15 protein-coding genes and 5 pseudogenes are annotated in these 13,516 nt (G+C 54.7%); 10 read left to right on the forward strand and 10 right to left on the reverse strand.

Annotated elements, in window-relative coordinates; all coding sequences use genetic code 11:
* Nucleotides 1–185 precede the first annotated feature (185 nt).
* Nucleotides 186–602 (reverse strand): acyl-CoA thioesterase, encoded by a 417-nt coding sequence (locus tag AC07VR_RS13060; RefSeq protein ID WP_494993264.1) that lies wholly within the window; start codon nt 600–602, stop codon nt 186–188.
* 401 nt (nt 603–1,003) lie between these two features.
* Nucleotides 1,004–1,933: an FAD:protein FMN transferase gene (locus AC07VR_RS13065; RefSeq protein WP_495011531.1), complete on the reverse strand. Its 930-nt coding sequence runs from the start codon at nt 1,931–1,933 to the stop codon at nt 1,004–1,006.
* Nucleotides 1,934–2,342: 409 nt separating this feature from the next.
* Here AC07VR_RS13065 and AC07VR_RS13070 point away from each other — a divergent pair, with 409 nt between their 5' ends.
* The 6 genes and pseudogenes from AC07VR_RS13070 (at nt 2,343) to AC07VR_RS13095 (ending at nt 6,692) form a co-directional block, all read left to right on the forward strand.
* Nucleotides 2,343–2,696, forward strand: a complete 354-nt coding sequence (locus AC07VR_RS13070) for a bacteriocin (RefSeq protein WP_494993266.1) — start codon at nt 2,343–2,345, stop codon at nt 2,694–2,696.
* 1,314 nt (nt 2,697–4,010) lie between these two features.
* Complete coding sequence (gene osmE / locus AC07VR_RS13075) at nt 4,011–4,373, forward strand: osmotically-inducible lipoprotein OsmE (protein ID WP_495011459.1); 363 nt, start codon at nt 4,011–4,013, stop codon at nt 4,371–4,373.
* Between the two features lie 512 nt (nt 4,374–4,885).
* Complete coding sequence (locus AC07VR_RS13080) at nt 4,886–5,215, forward strand: hypothetical protein (protein WP_495011460.1); 330 nt, start codon at nt 4,886–4,888, stop codon at nt 5,213–5,215.
* A 398-nt stretch (nt 5,216–5,613) separates the two neighbouring features.
* A complete protein-coding gene (locus tag AC07VR_RS13085; protein ID WP_495011461.1) occupies nt 5,614–6,186 on the forward strand; it encodes a type 1 glutamine amidotransferase family protein in 573 nt (190 codons plus the stop codon).
* A 43-nt stretch (nt 6,187–6,229) separates the two neighbouring features.
* Nucleotides 6,230–6,430: pseudogene (locus tag AC07VR_RS13090) on the forward strand (LexA family protein); the annotation flags it as partial.
* 34 nt (nt 6,431–6,464) lie between these two features.
* A complete protein-coding gene (locus tag AC07VR_RS13095; protein WP_494993270.1) occupies nt 6,465–6,692 on the forward strand; it encodes a hypothetical protein in 228 nt (75 codons plus the stop codon).
* A gap of 816 nt (nt 6,693–7,508) precedes the next feature.
* Here the strand turns inward: AC07VR_RS13095 and AC07VR_RS13100 are convergent.
* Nucleotides 7,509–7,943 (reverse strand): anti-virulence regulator CigR family protein, encoded by a 435-nt coding sequence (locus AC07VR_RS13100; protein ID WP_495011462.1) that lies wholly within the window; start codon nt 7,941–7,943, stop codon nt 7,509–7,511.
* A 451-nt stretch (nt 7,944–8,394) separates the two neighbouring features.
* Here AC07VR_RS13100 and AC07VR_RS13105 point away from each other — a divergent pair, with 451 nt between their 5' ends.
* Complete coding sequence (locus AC07VR_RS13105) at nt 8,395–8,724, forward strand: hypothetical protein (protein WP_495011463.1); 330 nt, start codon at nt 8,395–8,397, stop codon at nt 8,722–8,724.
* 29 nt (nt 8,725–8,753) lie between these two features.
* Nucleotides 8,754–8,927 (forward strand): annotated as a pseudogene (locus tag AC07VR_RS13110) (type II toxin-antitoxin system RelE/ParE family toxin); the annotation flags it as partial.
* 211 nt (nt 8,928–9,138) lie between these two features.
* Here the strand turns inward: AC07VR_RS13110 and AC07VR_RS13115 are convergent.
* From AC07VR_RS13115 to AC07VR_RS13135, 5 genes and pseudogenes are all read right to left on the reverse strand, one after another.
* The gene (locus tag AC07VR_RS13115) at nt 9,139–9,903 is read right to left on the reverse strand and encodes a C40 family peptidase (RefSeq protein WP_495011464.1); all 765 of its coding nucleotides are present in this window, start codon (nt 9,901–9,903) and stop codon (nt 9,139–9,141) included.
* Between the two features lie 3 nt (nt 9,904–9,906).
* Nucleotides 9,907–10,065 (reverse strand): annotated as a pseudogene (locus AC07VR_RS13120) (phage minor tail protein L); the annotation flags it as partial.
* A 62-nt stretch (nt 10,066–10,127) separates the two neighbouring features.
* Nucleotides 10,128–10,256: a hypothetical protein gene (locus AC07VR_RS13125; protein WP_494993374.1), complete on the reverse strand. Its 129-nt coding sequence runs from the start codon at nt 10,254–10,256 to the stop codon at nt 10,128–10,130.
* A 45-nt stretch (nt 10,257–10,301) separates the two neighbouring features.
* Nucleotides 10,302–10,496, reverse strand: a complete 195-nt coding sequence (locus AC07VR_RS13130) for a hypothetical protein (protein WP_494993275.1) — start codon at nt 10,494–10,496, stop codon at nt 10,302–10,304.
* Between the two features lie 34 nt (nt 10,497–10,530).
* Nucleotides 10,531–10,614 (reverse strand): annotated as a pseudogene (locus tag AC07VR_RS13135) (DnaT-like ssDNA-binding protein); the annotation flags it as partial.
* Nucleotides 10,615–10,655: 41 nt separating this feature from the next.
* Here AC07VR_RS13135 and AC07VR_RS13140 point away from each other — a divergent pair.
* The gene (locus tag AC07VR_RS13140) at nt 10,656–10,997 is read left to right on the forward strand and encodes a phiTE_072 family protein (protein ID WP_495011532.1); all 342 of its coding nucleotides are present in this window, start codon (nt 10,656–10,658) and stop codon (nt 10,995–10,997) included.
* Nucleotides 10,998–11,995: 998 nt separating this feature from the next.
* Here the strand turns inward: AC07VR_RS13140 and AC07VR_RS13145 are convergent.
* Nucleotides 11,996–12,211: a hypothetical protein gene (locus AC07VR_RS13145; RefSeq protein WP_494993276.1), complete on the reverse strand. Its 216-nt coding sequence runs from the start codon at nt 12,209–12,211 to the stop codon at nt 11,996–11,998.
* A gap of 148 nt (nt 12,212–12,359) precedes the next feature.
* On the reverse strand, nt 12,360–12,671 hold the full coding sequence (locus tag AC07VR_RS13150) for a hypothetical protein (RefSeq protein WP_495011465.1): 312 nt from the start codon (nt 12,669–12,671) through the stop codon (nt 12,360–12,362).
* Between the two features lie 166 nt (nt 12,672–12,837).
* Here AC07VR_RS13150 and AC07VR_RS13155 point away from each other — a divergent pair.
* Nucleotides 12,838–13,508: pseudogene (locus tag AC07VR_RS13155) on the forward strand (tyrosine-type recombinase/integrase); the annotation flags it as partial.
* Nucleotides 13,509–13,516: the final 8 nt, after the last annotated feature.

A 13,516-nucleotide genomic window follows, 5' to 3' on the forward strand; every position in this document is an offset into this window, starting at 1 on the left:
TTCCCCTAGGTTTGTGCCCTCTCTTCCAATCTAGCACCATCCATACCCGCCGGAGGCCATCGCAGTGCCCAGAGGCATCAGACGCTGCGCCAGGAAGAGCAGCAGGTGGCCGCCTGAAGCCTGACACCTGGATACTTGAATCAGGCTATTCGATGCTTGATGCAAATCCTGTCCCACACAACTCACTACGCCTCTGAACACTGGAGTAATTTTCTGAGTTGCGCGGGGACTTCGATAACTTTTCTTGTACCCGGCGAGATACAAACTTGAGTAAGGTTCGCAGTAAACGCCAGCACATCTGGCGCAATACGCCCCTCAACTGAAAATGAGAAAGAGTGCAACCCGACATTCGAAACACTTACCGTCATAGTCAGCTCGTCATCCCAAGTAACCGGATGCAAAAACTCTAAAGACAATGCCCTCGCAGGAGGTAGCAAATTAAACCCTAAAAGAGTTTTTAACCCCGGCCCCTCAAGCCAGACACCCAGTGCGTCGTGAACGGCTTCCACAACAAAATATGAAAACCTTGGAGTAAACACTACTCCCTCAGGGTCACAATCCCCGAACAATACCTTTCTTTTAACAAGCACCGGATTCGGCATAGATCAATCCTTGATAATGAGGGGCTGCCCCTAATGCCAGTCAGTTAAGACATTACGCGAACCGTAGCAGCTGGCAAAGCCTGCGTCCGGCTGCGCAGCAGTCGTAAAACAGTCACTGCGGTATTCCAGACAAATCGTGGAAGCAGGATTTGCGACGGCTTCGCCGCCGGACGCAGCCTTCGGCAGCTGCTACGGGGGACAGTGCTGAACCTGAAATTCCTTAACTGACTGGCATTGGGGGCTGCCCCTGCGCATTGAGTATGTTTCAGCTATTGGTCCACGCAGCCCCCATATGTGGCTGCCAAGGCGACTCGGAGGCTCTTGTCAGCCGCAAACGCAAAATTCTAGCGCCGGGCTTCCGTCAACAGAACCTACATCGTCAATCAATCGCCACAAAACCTTCAGCGACCTTTGTCGCCCGCCACGAATGGCTCGAAAGCCGGCGTCGACCGGCTGACAAAGGCCTTGTCGGCACGAATCACAAAAAACGCTGCAATTTTATGCTGCAAAGCATAGTCCCACCCCTGTTGCGGGCCGAGAGCCAGCAACATAGTCGATAGCCCATTGGCGATCATGACTGAGGGAGCGATTACCGTGACCGCTGTCAGGTCATGCTCAATGGGCCTGCCAGTGCGCGCATCGAAGGTGTGCGAATAGCGTCGGCCGTTCTCCTCGAAATAATTGCGATAGTCGCCCGAAGTGGAAATGCCATAGCCATCGAACGACAGCACCTGTTGCGCCTCCTGTCGGTCGTCCCGCGGAACCTCCAGCGCCACTCGCCAAGGCGTTCCATCGGGCTTGCGCCCGACTACCTTGATCTCGCTGGTGACGTCGGCCAGGAAGCTGTTGATACCCAGTTCCTGCAGACGCTCGGCAATGCGATCGACCGCATAGCCCGGCGCAATGCTGTTGAAATCGAGCTCGACCGCCGCGTCCTTGCACAGCTGCTCGCCTTCGATACGCAGGTGCTGATAACCCACCTTTTGCCGAGCACTCGCCAATGCCTGCGCCTGGGGGACCTTCTCCTCACGCGCCTGCGGACCGAAACCCCAGAGATTGACCAAGGGCTCAACGGTCAGGTCGTAGGCGCCGTCGCTTTGCTGCGAAAGCTGCTCGCCATAGCGGACCAGCTTCAATAACGGCGGCGGCATGGGCTGACAGCTGTTAGCTGGCAGCTCGTTGAAGCGCTCGGTATCCGAATCACCACGATAGGTCGAAAAAGTGCGATCGATCTCGGCCAGAATTGCCTCGACCTGCACCCGAACCTGCTCGGGCGAGTTTTCCCCCGAGGCTCGACGCCGCACGTATTGAACCGTGTAAGTGCTGCCCATGGTCGGGCCGCTGATTCGCTCCAGCGAGTCACCAATGTCGCAACCCGTTTGACCGACAAGCGCAATGATCAGACTCCATTTCCTGACATGATGACTCAATGGGCTACACATCAATATTCCTGAATTAACCTGTAGGAAAGCACTCGATTGAGCTGAGCATTCTTCACGCTTTGTATTGATGCTGGGTCGAGCTTATCAGGGGGTGGCTATGAGGCAATCACAACCGCATTGCTGCGAGACGTTGAAACAGGTTCGCGATTTCTCCCACCATCTACAGCAAACGAAACATCCCGGCACGATGGCGAGGCGACAGACGGTGTGTTGATTTCCGACCAAGCCAGCTCGGCGATTTGCTTAGCCGCCCCCAGGCAGCGACAATTGGCGCCCAATTTTTTTCGAGGTTTGCAACATGCGTAAAGCACTTTCCGTCTTGGCCCTGAGCGTCCTGTTTGCCCAAGGCGCTATGGCCGCAGGCGGCACCCAGGCTGCGGTCGGCGGTGGTTTGGGCGGCGCCCTGGGTAACGTTCTTGGTCAGAAGCTGGGTGGCAGCACAGGCGCAGCCGTCGGTGCAGGCCTGGGCGGCGCGGCAGGTGGTGCCGTTGCAGCCAAAAAAGGCAAGAAAACCAAGGCAGCTATTGGTGGCGGCCTGGGTGCGGCAGGTGGCTCACTCATTGGCAACAAGCTGGGTGGTAGCACCGGCGCCACCATTGGCGCAGGGCTTGGTGGTGCTGCTGGCGGCGCTATTGGCGGTCAGAGAAACTGATTCTATCGCTAACAAAAAACCCGGCTTTATAGCCGGGTTTTATGATTCAGGTGATCCCACACCTCTTGCCCGTCGCGCGCCCGGTGGCCCGGATCTGTGGTCACACCGTGCAAGGTTTATCTCCTCGGCAAAGGTTACATCTCTTCCACCTCAAAGCGGCCGTCATCAAGCTGGCCGACAGCGATCAGGCCACGGTCAAGAAACTGAATGAAGATGGTGGACGTCGCTTTCTGAAGCCGCTTACCCTATTGAGATGTATGCGGAAAACGACCGGATAGTCGGCGTAGTCGTCAGGGCGCTACAGAAGCTGTAGCCAGCCGGCGCGGCGGGGATTTTAAGAAATTGAGACGTATATCAGGTTTTGCGATCACAGCCTTGTTGGCTCTAGGTGGGATTGCGACGTTGTTCCTTGCTAAATATTGCATTGAATATTTTAAAGGCCCAATAGCCGAAACATGGGTTGAACTCGCACTCGGTCTTGCAGGTTATCTATTTTTCTTTTCAGTTAAACCACTTGAGAGATGGATAACAAAAAGGCTGAACCGATCGAGCCGAAAAAGACAGGACAACAAGTATTTGTAGGAGGCGATCGTGGGATTCAACTGGCCCGGGGGCGCCGCCGAACCATCCCCTTTAGCGCCCTTGTCATAGTCTCGTCACACCGGGCTGGCACATTGAAGTCAGCCACAGGGATGTGGCAACTCACTACCTGGAGCTCGCCACGTACGGACTTTTTCATTCCAGCGACATGCCCCATTACGTCCGTTTCACTGCGGCTCACCTGGATTGAGCCTGCGCACTTCAAGAATCCCTTTTTAAGCCCCCCGCGCGCGGGCTTTTTGTTGGTGGCTTAACTGCCAGCTCGCCCCGAAGGCGGCCCTCATGGAACTCACTCTGTAGCTAGTGGCCTGTGTGGCTAGTTCTGTTAGTCAACTTCGGCGCCAGCAGCCCATATCCTGCGTTGCTGTTCCTCGCCATAGCGGGCTATGACTCGTCACAGCGCCTTGGCTCTGGGCCGCCGGCATCCGAATTTGAGCTAACGAACTAGCCACACAGGCCACTAGACCTGCGCTTCGTCGCCCCGTCGTTGATTAGGCTGAAGTTGCAGAGCACACTCTGGCGAGCTGAAGGATCAGCGCCCCCTTCGACAAAGAGCCCGCCATGTGCGGGTTTTTTGTTGTCTGCCCTCCCCAAACTCGCCAACACCTCCGGCCTCGGCCCTGAGGATATTTGGTGCACCCCGCATAACTCGACTTTAATTGAATTGATGCACCCAGGAGTCTCTTCACAACGCTCACCATCGGGAGCCCTAACATGAACAAACCTCTATTCGCGCTGGTCGCCGTGCTATCAGCGGTAGGTGGTTGCGCCACTAATTCACAGGTCTATCGTGACCAGCCGCTGGTCGCAAAGGTCGAGACGGGCATGAGCAAAGATCAAGTCCAGAGTATCGGCGGGAAGCCATTATCAGTAACGAACCGCACAGTGGAGCCCGGCACCTGCTTTGACTACATGCTCACTCATGCCGGCCATCAGCAGTCTTTCAATGTCAGCTTTGATAGATCAGGCAAAGTGGACCATAAGAGCTTTATGACCTGCGCTGAATGGAGTCGCGTACAGAAGAAAGCCAGAGAACCAGCCAGCGGTATGGGCGGTATGGGAGGCGGAGGTTATTAGCGTATGACACGCCCTCACCTTCCTCGTTTTCCGATTCACTGACTACAGTCGCTCGGATCGCCGGCGTGACAAGGTAGCAGATAGCCACCAAGATCAATTTGGGCGAACGGCTTTTGCCATTGAAAAAGTCGTGATGACGGTCGATCACTGCTCCGGCCAGCGGCAAATTTCAGGCAAAAAAAATCCCAAGCAGCTGATGGACACTTGGGACTCAAAATGCATAAACCGTGGTGGTGAACGCAGGGGCATATTATCTCAATTCGGGCAGTTGTAACAGGATATTTGCACCCGTCCGTCCGATTAAAATCACCTAACCCCTTCAATAACCACACTTTTTTTCAGGCTGAGCCTCAGTGCGGCGTATCGAGATGACGCTGCTCGATAGCTGGTAGAGAGCAATGAACTGTCGGGATTCAATCGTGTCTACAAAACCGGTGATGACTCAGTAACGACCTGGCTGGTGCTGGTCAAGACAACCGGCCAGCCTTTAAAGCACTCAGTAGGAATCAAACATGTCTAAAAAGTTTGCTGCTATTTTGTTGTCCGCATTTGTTGGCGTGGTTGCTGGCAATGTAGTTGCTGCTGATGCTCAATGGGGAAAAGATCACCCACGTAGGGCCGAGGTAAATGGTCGTCTGGCCAACCAGAACAAGCGAATCCATAACGAAGTCAAAGAGGGCGAAATGACCAAGGGACAGGCAGCCAGACTTCATAAGGAAGATCGTCAGATTCGTCAGGAAGAACGGAGCATGGCTAGCCAAAATCGCGGTCATATCACCAAGCAGGAGCAAAGGACCCTTAACCAACAAGAAAATGCTGTAAGCCACCGGATTGGTGGCTAAGCCTTACCTGTGATTTTCGGTTAATGCCCGGCTTAGTGTGCCTTTTTGAAAATGACTTACCCGCTAGCCCGCGAGGTCTTCACCTCACGGGCTGGTTGTATTGATCAGTGTTTGCCATCAATGGCGCATTAATTTTCATTCCAGCGAGAATTCGCCGAACGATTTCGATCAATGAAGCGTAAACACCTGCCTGATGTCCAGTGGCAGCAGCCCCGGCACTATCCAGTTCGCCGGCAAGTTCTTCTCAAAACGCGGCGTTGCGTGAAGTTGACAGCATCCCTGCGCATTACCCAAATACTACTGACAGAAATTGACGGTCGTGTTTGTTACGCTTTGGGTTCATGTGGGGAAGGCGATTCCTCAGACATTTATCAACGCCATAAGAGAAGGACTCTCTAATGACACGTGCCATTACTATTATCACCGAGAACTTTTCAGATTGGGAAACCGCCCTGATCAACTCCGCTGGTCGTGCTTATTACGGCTTCGATACACGCTTCGCCACCCCCAAAGGTACCCCAGTCACCTCTTCCGGAGGCATGATCGTCACCCCGCATTTGGCGCTCGAAGCCATCCAGCTCGATGAACTCGACCTGCTAATCATATGTGGAGGCACCATCTGGCAGACCGAACAGGCCCCTAATATCGCTTCCCTGGTTACCGCTGCCCATGAAAGAAACATCATCGTCGCTGGCATTTGCGACGGTACCCGTGTGTTAGCGCAATCGGGCGTTCTCGATACCCTCCGTCACACTTCCAATTCGGCAGAGAACCTGTCGGAACTGAATTATGGTGGAGCGGCTTACTATCAGGATGTCCCTTATGCAGTAGCTGATAAGCGCGTCGTTACAGCTCCAGGTACCGCTCCGGTCAGCTTCATGGCCGAAATCTTGTGCACTTTGGGTATAGGCGACGAAAACCTCAAAGCCTACCTGGCAATGCACGCTGCTGAGCACCGCAAGTCCGCCTAGACCGCCATCTCCTGCGTCCGACATGGAACCTGCACCGGCACCTCTAGACACCGAAGCTGATGCACAATCCGGGAAGCCCGTGGTCGCGAAACTGGCTGACAGCGACCAGGCCACGTTCAAGAAACTGGTTGATGACGGCGGTCGGCGCTGCTTGAAGCCGCTCAATCCCGTCTACCCTATTGAGATGTGTGCGGAAAATTACCGGATCGTCGGCGTTGTCGTCAGGGCGCTGCAGAAACCCTAGCCATCTGGCGCGACGGGATTTGCAGGAGGTCACCATGTCACTCAACAAACCCAACCAAGAGTTGCACCGCGACTTGAAAGCCGCCGCGTTCGCCCTCGAAGAAGCCGCCCTGGAAATGTTCAGGTTGGCAAAACAACGGGGGGATACAGAGCTTCTGGAGGCAATGGAGACGATCGAAAAGCTGCATGAGCGAGCTAATCGGCTGACTGCTTACGCTGATGAGGTGAAGGCGGGAGCTATCAGCCGCGCCAAGCCTGAGTAGGTGGCGCAGCGGGGATTTGTAGGTATATAAGGGCTTCCATTCCGACTTACACAATCAAAGATCAAGGATCGGCAGATGTTTACAGTACTTGGTAGCGACTGATGAGTGGACGGAGAACAGTGATCGTCACTTGGGCAACCTGCCTGGAAGCGCCGAAGGCTCTTTAGTGCTGAATGATCACGGCAGGCTATTCAGGCATCCTTCATGGGATCCAAGCAAGCTGACTACAAGCCCGCTGGAGTTGCGTAACTGTAGGCGGCTCGATATTCCGATGCATGGCACACATATTTCATGTGTTTCACTCCGTGTGACGGCGTAGGATTGTTTGAAGGGGCACACACGCCAAAGCGCTGGTCAGGAGATGCTGAAAATGAAGTTAAGCTGCGTCAAAGTTTTCTTGATGGCCGCAACATTGCTTTTGAGTGCATGCTCAGGAACGACACCACGCTCTTGCTTTTCAGATGCTTGCAAGCTCGGAGGCAGTAACACCCAGCTAAATATCGGTGGTGGCGCCTCGCTGGGTAATAGCTACAACGAATACGGATCTACGCTCTTGCACGATTAAAGGGACGCTACAAAACCTGAGCATCTTGAAGGTTGAGCCCTATCAAGCGACCTCCTGAGGCAATTACGGGGCGCATTGCGCAACTGTCTCTCACCGCATCCCGGCCCAGCGCCGGGCTTTTCGGATCTGACCTGTCATGCCTTCGTCACATCCACCAAGCACAATGCGGTCAGCCAAAAGGATTTGGCCCATCTACAAAGAGCCGGGCCAGATGCCGGGCTTTTTCGTTCTGGCGCCTCGCCGCCGGAAACTCAGTCCAATACGTTATGCAGGACCTCGTAAATTAGTCCGGTCGCGATGGTCACCAAAATCAGGTCCGTACCGACTTGCTGCCATTCGTAACCATCGTAATGCGGCAGCCTGCCCTGTATCCGGCCGTCCAGTTTCCTGGCGATTCCCGGTGGCAGCGGCTTTCCTCGAGCAAGCTTCTTTTGAATGCCTGGCGGTAGCGCTGGACCAGGCGACCAATAGTCACGACTGTCACCGATAATCACTCGAACGCCGTCCACGTCGACCTGTGGGCCGCTGTATCCGCCCCCTTGTTCGTAGTTCTGGAATTTGTTGCCTTTGTTCCCGTGATCGCCGTGCGGGTTCCCCTTCCCATTGCCTGGATCTGCGTACAGAGCAGTTGAGCCACACAAAAGCGCGATACTTGTTAAAAAAGCCACAACTGAACGAGTAGTCATATCCATGATCCTCTGCGTGAACCCATGCCATAGCGCCTTTTGTCGGAGGCCTGAGAACTATAGACAACGCTATGCATCCTAATTCATGCAAACCCATCCTGATCGATGGAAGCAATCATGCTTTAAAGAAGACGAATCTCGTAGCTGTTATGACATGCGTGATGATGCATTGCAGCACTAGACTGGGCTTTCGGCTCTGAGCAAGGCGACAGACTGGTTAACGACCAGTGACAACCGTTCGTCCAGGCCGAGGAGCTGTAGCCCATTCCTCGTCTACACCTTTAAACATGGGATCTCTGGTCGCATTTCAATGCACCCCCAAATATATCCGGGGTGCCATGTTCCCATTCCTTTCTATTGGGCGTTACGCCTCGAGCTCGATGGCATACGAAGCGCCATACGGAACGGCAGTATTTCAAGCTTCGAGCTTCATTTCTCAAGGAATAGGAAAATGACTTTTAACTCAAAAAACTGGCATGCATGGCTAAACACGATGCCACCGAAACCGGACGACTTTCATGTTGTAGGAGATGTTGAGGTTGCCAATCCAGGGGTCGACGCCTACCTCACCATGCGATCCACTCAAGGTACCGTCCCGCAAGCACTCATGCTGGATCTGCACTTGGTCCAGCGGCCAGGGAACTGGATTCAACAAACTAGCTGCGCACAAGGCAGATTCTCCAGAGTAATGGCTCCAAACTCGACTCCCTACACAACGGTTGAAATTTTCTACAATAGTGAGCGAATAGCCTTTATCGACAAGATTCCAACCATCTCCTGACTGATTCGCACGGGATCAGTTAAGTCGTAATGCCCGTGGTACACAAGCTGAACACGGGACTCTGGGAGATCAGAATCGATCTCGGAGATACCATCACACGCGCTCTGTTCACCGTAGTGGGCTCAGACATGATTCTGCTCCACGGTTTCATCAAGAAAAGCAAAAAAACACCAGCGTCTGACATGGCTACTGCCAAGCTGCGGATTCCACGCTCACTTGGACAGCGATTCCACGCTGACTTGGACACTCATTCCACGGCCACTTGGACAGTGATTCCACGAGCACTTGGCCAGCGTAGAGGTTCGCCTCGTCCCTGGGCACGAAGTGGCTCGCGCATAACCCCAGTCCTTTGCCTGCAAGCCCAAGGACTGGGATTGCGCCAATTTCGGCGCGGACAGGACTCAGGATGCCGCATCATGTGGTTGGTTGCGCATCTTTGTGCCTGAGAATCAGGCGCGTCCGATCATGCCAAGGCCCGCCGAAGACGATCACTTCAGATGGCCGCCCGTACAGGTGATGCAGCAGGAAAGGACCCGGGCCGAACACCTCCGACTCTTCACCGGGCAGCGCTGGATCGGTGCCAAGGTAGATCCCTGCATGGTTGGGGTGAGCCGTTCGGCCGACCGCCATAACGATCATGTCGCCGCGCTGTGGCTGGTCGACGCGGTAGAAGCCGGCGGCTTCATAACCGGCCTCGTGTAAGCGGGTGTTTTCGGCACTCTCCCACCAGCCATCAGTGCGCTGGAAGGCTTCAAATTCAAGGCCCCATTCACGCTTGTACCAGTCTGCGCAAACCTGCCAGCAGTCCCACGCACCCTGCACAAACGGACGCTTCAACAGCGGCATGTTGCCGGTCGGGGTGATGCTGCGCAGATCCGCCTCGGGCCAGCTCAAAATATGCCAGGGCAAGGCTGTGGCCTCGCACATGGCCAGGTCGTGCGATGACGGTCGGCTAGTGGCGTCCGGATGCGAATGAACGATGCCGATCACCTCGCCTAGATCCTCCGCCGCGGCATAGTCCTCAGGCTCAAGCTGGAACTCTTTGTTCGGCTTGGTTGCGATGTTCCGACAAGGAAAGTACTGCTGCTTTCGGCCGATCGCCAGCAAAAGGCCGCAGCACTCCTTCGGGTACTCGGTGGCCGCATGCGTCTTTATTGCGCTCAGGATGTGCTTGCGCATGAGTCAGCTCCGGGCAATCAGGGAAACGGCCGGGAAACCGCCGTGGTTGAGTTCGTTGTTCCGACCAAAACGCAACTTGCAGGACTTCAGGCCGCCCTTGCACTGATCCTTGCCCGGATCGTGCGTAGGATTATCGTCGTCATCGAACATCGCCGCGCGGGTGTCCCTCGGCGCTTCAGTTCGGGCGGGCGGCGCAGGCAGAGCAGTGATTGTCGGAACGCTCATCAGCGCCTCCCTTGAATTTCGAATATCAGCGGCGCACCGGCGGGGTTCGTGTTTCGCAGCAGAAGGGGCTGGCCGAACTCTGCGATCATCTCCAGAGCCATCACGGCCATTTCGTCGTAGAAGGCCATGGTGGCTCCAGATGTGAAAAGCCCAGCGCGATGGCTGGGCTCCGGTTATTTTCTGCTTTCCATCATCTTGTCGGCGAGAGCGTTGGCCCTTTCAACTAACAGGTTCTGCCTGTCATCGTGATTAGACCCTCCTACAACCGGTGCCGTCAGATTGCTTTCCGCAATCAACGCAGCACAAAAATACTGATCCCAAACGACTCTTTCCCCAGCCGTCCGTTTGTTCATTTGGTCGGCGTTCATTTGCGGCTCCTTTTAGTGAGGTAGCCCTGCTATTTTACGCCCGAACCGCAAACAACCCGCGTCGTAACAGATAATCAGCAAACTGCGTTGCGTTCGGCCGATATGGCGCTGCGGGTAACGAAGCTGGTCATCTCCGGCGCAAAGCGGCTCGACCCAGTGATGGTGTCCGCCGAGGACTTGGGCTCTCGATCAATCCCGCAGCCGGACAATTCGGAGTACGTGACTCGCCAAGGCAAGATCCCCCTCGAACGTTACGGCGAGTCATGGTCGGCCTACTGGGGAGGCATGGGGTCTCGCACTGTCGCCGAGTTTTTCTGCGGCTGCGATGAGCAGTATCTGGCTGGTTGCCTGGTGCGAGGCACCGAGCTGCACGCAACGCAGTTCAGCGGTCAGGCACTGCAAAAGATGGTTCGCAAGATCGTCATTGAACGCCGGCGTGGCCGGAGCCTCGATTACGACAACCTGGACAAGGACGAAGCCCGGGAACTGCAGATGTTTTGAGCAATGTCGGGAGTCTCGCAGGCTGCCCAGACAGCTTGATGTCCTCGATCTTCGGTGAAGAGTGGTGGTACGCCGCTGACCGGGCCCTAACCCACGTTATCAGTATCTGTACCGGATCATCGCCGCGGTGCAGCAGGCACTGCGCCAAATCGAAGTGAAAAACGCCTCAATAAGCGGAGATGGTTAGGGCTCTGACGCCCAGATAACGTTCGAGCTATTTATAACAGGACACCGGTCAGGGTTGATCTCACGCTCGCGATGAAGCCAGAGCTTAGTTTGCTCAACATCAAATTTTCGCTCGCTTCTCTCCTTCATTACGATGCCAGATACGCCAAAATGCCCGCACTCTGGGCAGATTAGTTCAACGCCATCCATTCCGGATTCAATCCTTCGCGCATCTTCCGAGCAGTTCAAGCACAACATGAGCCACTCCTAAGCGCCTGTCAGTTCCCACGGCCAAGTAATCTGGATGCCAACTCAATACCGCACTGTCGAGCATCACCTAATGTACTCCAGGCGCCTGACTCTAAGCCAACCCTCACGTAGCTTGCGCATTCATTGAGCCAGATGATAATGACCCTCGGCGTCGAACTGTTTGCCTCCCCCAAATGAAGTCGATCGTTGCTTTCCCCCCATTCGGATGAACGTAATTCACGGGATACGGCCTTTCGGATGCTAAGCCCATTTCGGTCTCCGGCCGGGTGCAAGTGATCAACTAATAGCCCACTTCCAACAGTCACGCCAATCAGCGAAGTATCCCCATACCCACAGCCCCCCCGAAGCAGCAGCGCGCGGCATCGAGATAGATCACGTTCAGAGTTAAACAAGAAACCGAGGTGGATTATGGCGAGTGAGCAGAAACAGGCCGTTGCCCTCGAAGCGGACAAGGTGTCGGAGGCGAGAATGGCTGAGCTTTTAGGGACGACAAGCCAGAACACTACAGTCACCGTAGAGCTGAAGGTGGCGCCGGAAGCCGCCTAACCCACCCTCACCTATTTTTAAACAGCCTTAAATGGCATCTTGTAAGTAAAGAATCCTTTCAGGTCATCGCGCAGGCGTTCTGAAATGAGAGGGTCATCAAATATACCGGGGTCAAAGTAGATGAGCCACGTACCATCAGGCCTTAGCTCCGAGTCGGCAAAGTAGGCTCCTACTTCATTCTCTGTAAGTCCAGTGGCTTCAGCAATTTCCTTGATCGTAGGCTTGCTTTTCATCCGCGGCCTCCTTGGTTCGGCGGCATGCCGAATCCTCAACAAATAGCCCAAAAACTCGAATCTCGCCAGCGCATAGCTGCCGAGCGACCTATAACAGGAACGCGACCACCAACGTTCGCCGGATTGGAATGCGGATTTTGCAGCAGCTTCAATCAAGCTGACCTTTCATGTTGGTAATTATCGGATGAGCATCACTGCGCGGGTATACCCGGAGCCTGCGAGCATTTGCGCGGGTAATGACTGAATACCTCTTGCCTGGTTCCGCCAGCTGTACATCAACGACCTGCTCGCAGTCCCAGCCGTAGGTGTTGAGCGTATGCCAAGCAAGGTCCGCTTTCGTCAGGTTCCGGCTGCTACCGATATTCGAAAAGTCATGGTTGAACGCGGAATCAACCGCCTTCGTAGGCTCTGCCAAGGCGATCCCCGTCCATAGAACAAAAATGACAATCCATATCTTCATCCAATGATCTCCTGAGTGGTGGCGCCACTATGCCAATGAGGTATCCCTATGCCCACAGAAAACCGAATCACCTAACCGCTGAGTGTCGAGCGCTCGATGGCAACGAAGCTGGTCATCACCGGCGCCGCAGAAGAAGCCATCACCAAGGCCACTCAATAACCACCTTCTGCCGAAACGATCACGTAAGGAGATCGATCCATTCAGCCTGGATGAAGCCAATAAGATCATCGACCTCCTGTACCAAACATCGCACTGGCCAAGCGGCATATACGCCGCTTTCTTTGAGTTCGCTTTTTTCACGGGGCTCCGGCTGTCTGAAGCTTTGGCGCTCCGCTGGGACGCTGTCGACCTTGAGAAACGACAAGTCCACGTATACCGGACGATCGCCCTCGGCGAGGTCGAGAAGCGCACGAAGACGGGCAAGGATCGGTTCGTGCTGCTCAACTCTCGCGCGCTTCATGCGCTGGAGTTCGCTAAGCAGTATGCCGATCGTCGAAAAAAGGGGCAGGAAAGATCAAGGAATTCCCCTATGTGTTCCCTCCGTCCAAGAACAGCGAGTACGTGAAACAGACCTCAGACCTGCATAAACAGTGGGGACCGGCGCTTGAAGAGCTGAAAATCCGTTACCGGCCGCCGTACAACTGCCGTCACACATATGCGACAATATGCTTAATGTCCAATATGAACCCCGCATTTATTGCTCAGCAACTTGGCCACAGCGTCCAAATGTTGCTGTCGACGTATGCCCGCTGGCTCAGCTCAAGCTCAGACTGGACCGAACTGGAAAAGCTCCAGATTGGTATCAAATCGGTATCAGTAGAAAACGGCCAGCTCTAAACCATTGA

This window comes from Pseudomonas sp. GW821-FHT02H09 (genome assembly GCF_059421425.1).

Bases quoted from the DNA above. Each gene is read 5' to 3' on its own strand.
- AC07VR_RS13065 (WP_495011531.1), bottom strand. From the start codon at position 1,933: ATGGGCAGCACTTACACGGTTCAATACGTGCGGCGTCGAGCCTCGGGG.
- AC07VR_RS13145 (WP_494993276.1), bottom strand. From the start codon at position 12,211: ATGAAAAGCAAGCCTACGATCAAGGAAATTGCTGAAGCCACTGGACTT.
- AC07VR_RS13070 (WP_494993266.1), top strand. From the start codon at position 2,343: ATGCGTAAAGCACTTTCCGTCTTGGCCCTGAGCGTCCTGTTTGCCCAA.
- AC07VR_RS13095 (WP_494993270.1), top strand. From the start codon at position 6,465: ATGTCACTCAACAAACCCAACCAAGAGTTGCACCGCGACTTGAAAGCC.
- AC07VR_RS13080 (WP_495011460.1), top strand. From the start codon at position 4,886: ATGTCTAAAAAGTTTGCTGCTATTTTGTTGTCCGCATTTGTTGGCGTG.
- AC07VR_RS13105 (WP_495011463.1), top strand. From the start codon at position 8,395: ATGACTTTTAACTCAAAAAACTGGCATGCATGGCTAAACACGATGCCA.
- AC07VR_RS13100 (WP_495011462.1), bottom strand. From the start codon at position 7,943: ATGACTACTCGTTCAGTTGTGGCTTTTTTAACAAGTATCGCGCTTTTG.
- AC07VR_RS13140 (WP_495011532.1), top strand. From the start codon at position 10,656: ATGGTGTCCGCCGAGGACTTGGGCTCTCGATCAATCCCGCAGCCGGAC.
- AC07VR_RS13060 (WP_494993264.1), bottom strand. From the start codon at position 602: ATGCCGAATCCGGTGCTTGTTAAAAGAAAGGTATTGTTCGGGGATTGT.
- AC07VR_RS13150 (WP_495011465.1), bottom strand. From the start codon at position 12,671: ATGAAGATATGGATTGTCATTTTTGTTCTATGGACGGGGATCGCCTTG.
- osmE (WP_495011459.1), top strand. From the start codon at position 4,011: ATGAACAAACCTCTATTCGCGCTGGTCGCCGTGCTATCAGCGGTAGGT.
- AC07VR_RS13130 (WP_494993275.1), bottom strand. From the start codon at position 10,496: ATGAACGCCGACCAAATGAACAAACGGACGGCTGGGGAAAGAGTCGTT.
- AC07VR_RS13085 (WP_495011461.1), top strand. From the start codon at position 5,614: ATGACACGTGCCATTACTATTATCACCGAGAACTTTTCAGATTGGGAA.
- AC07VR_RS13115 (WP_495011464.1), bottom strand. From the start codon at position 9,903: ATGCGCAAGCACATCCTGAGCGCAATAAAGACGCATGCGGCCACCGAG.
- AC07VR_RS13125 (WP_494993374.1), bottom strand. From the start codon at position 10,256: ATGGCCTTCTACGACGAAATGGCCGTGATGGCTCTGGAGATGATCGCA.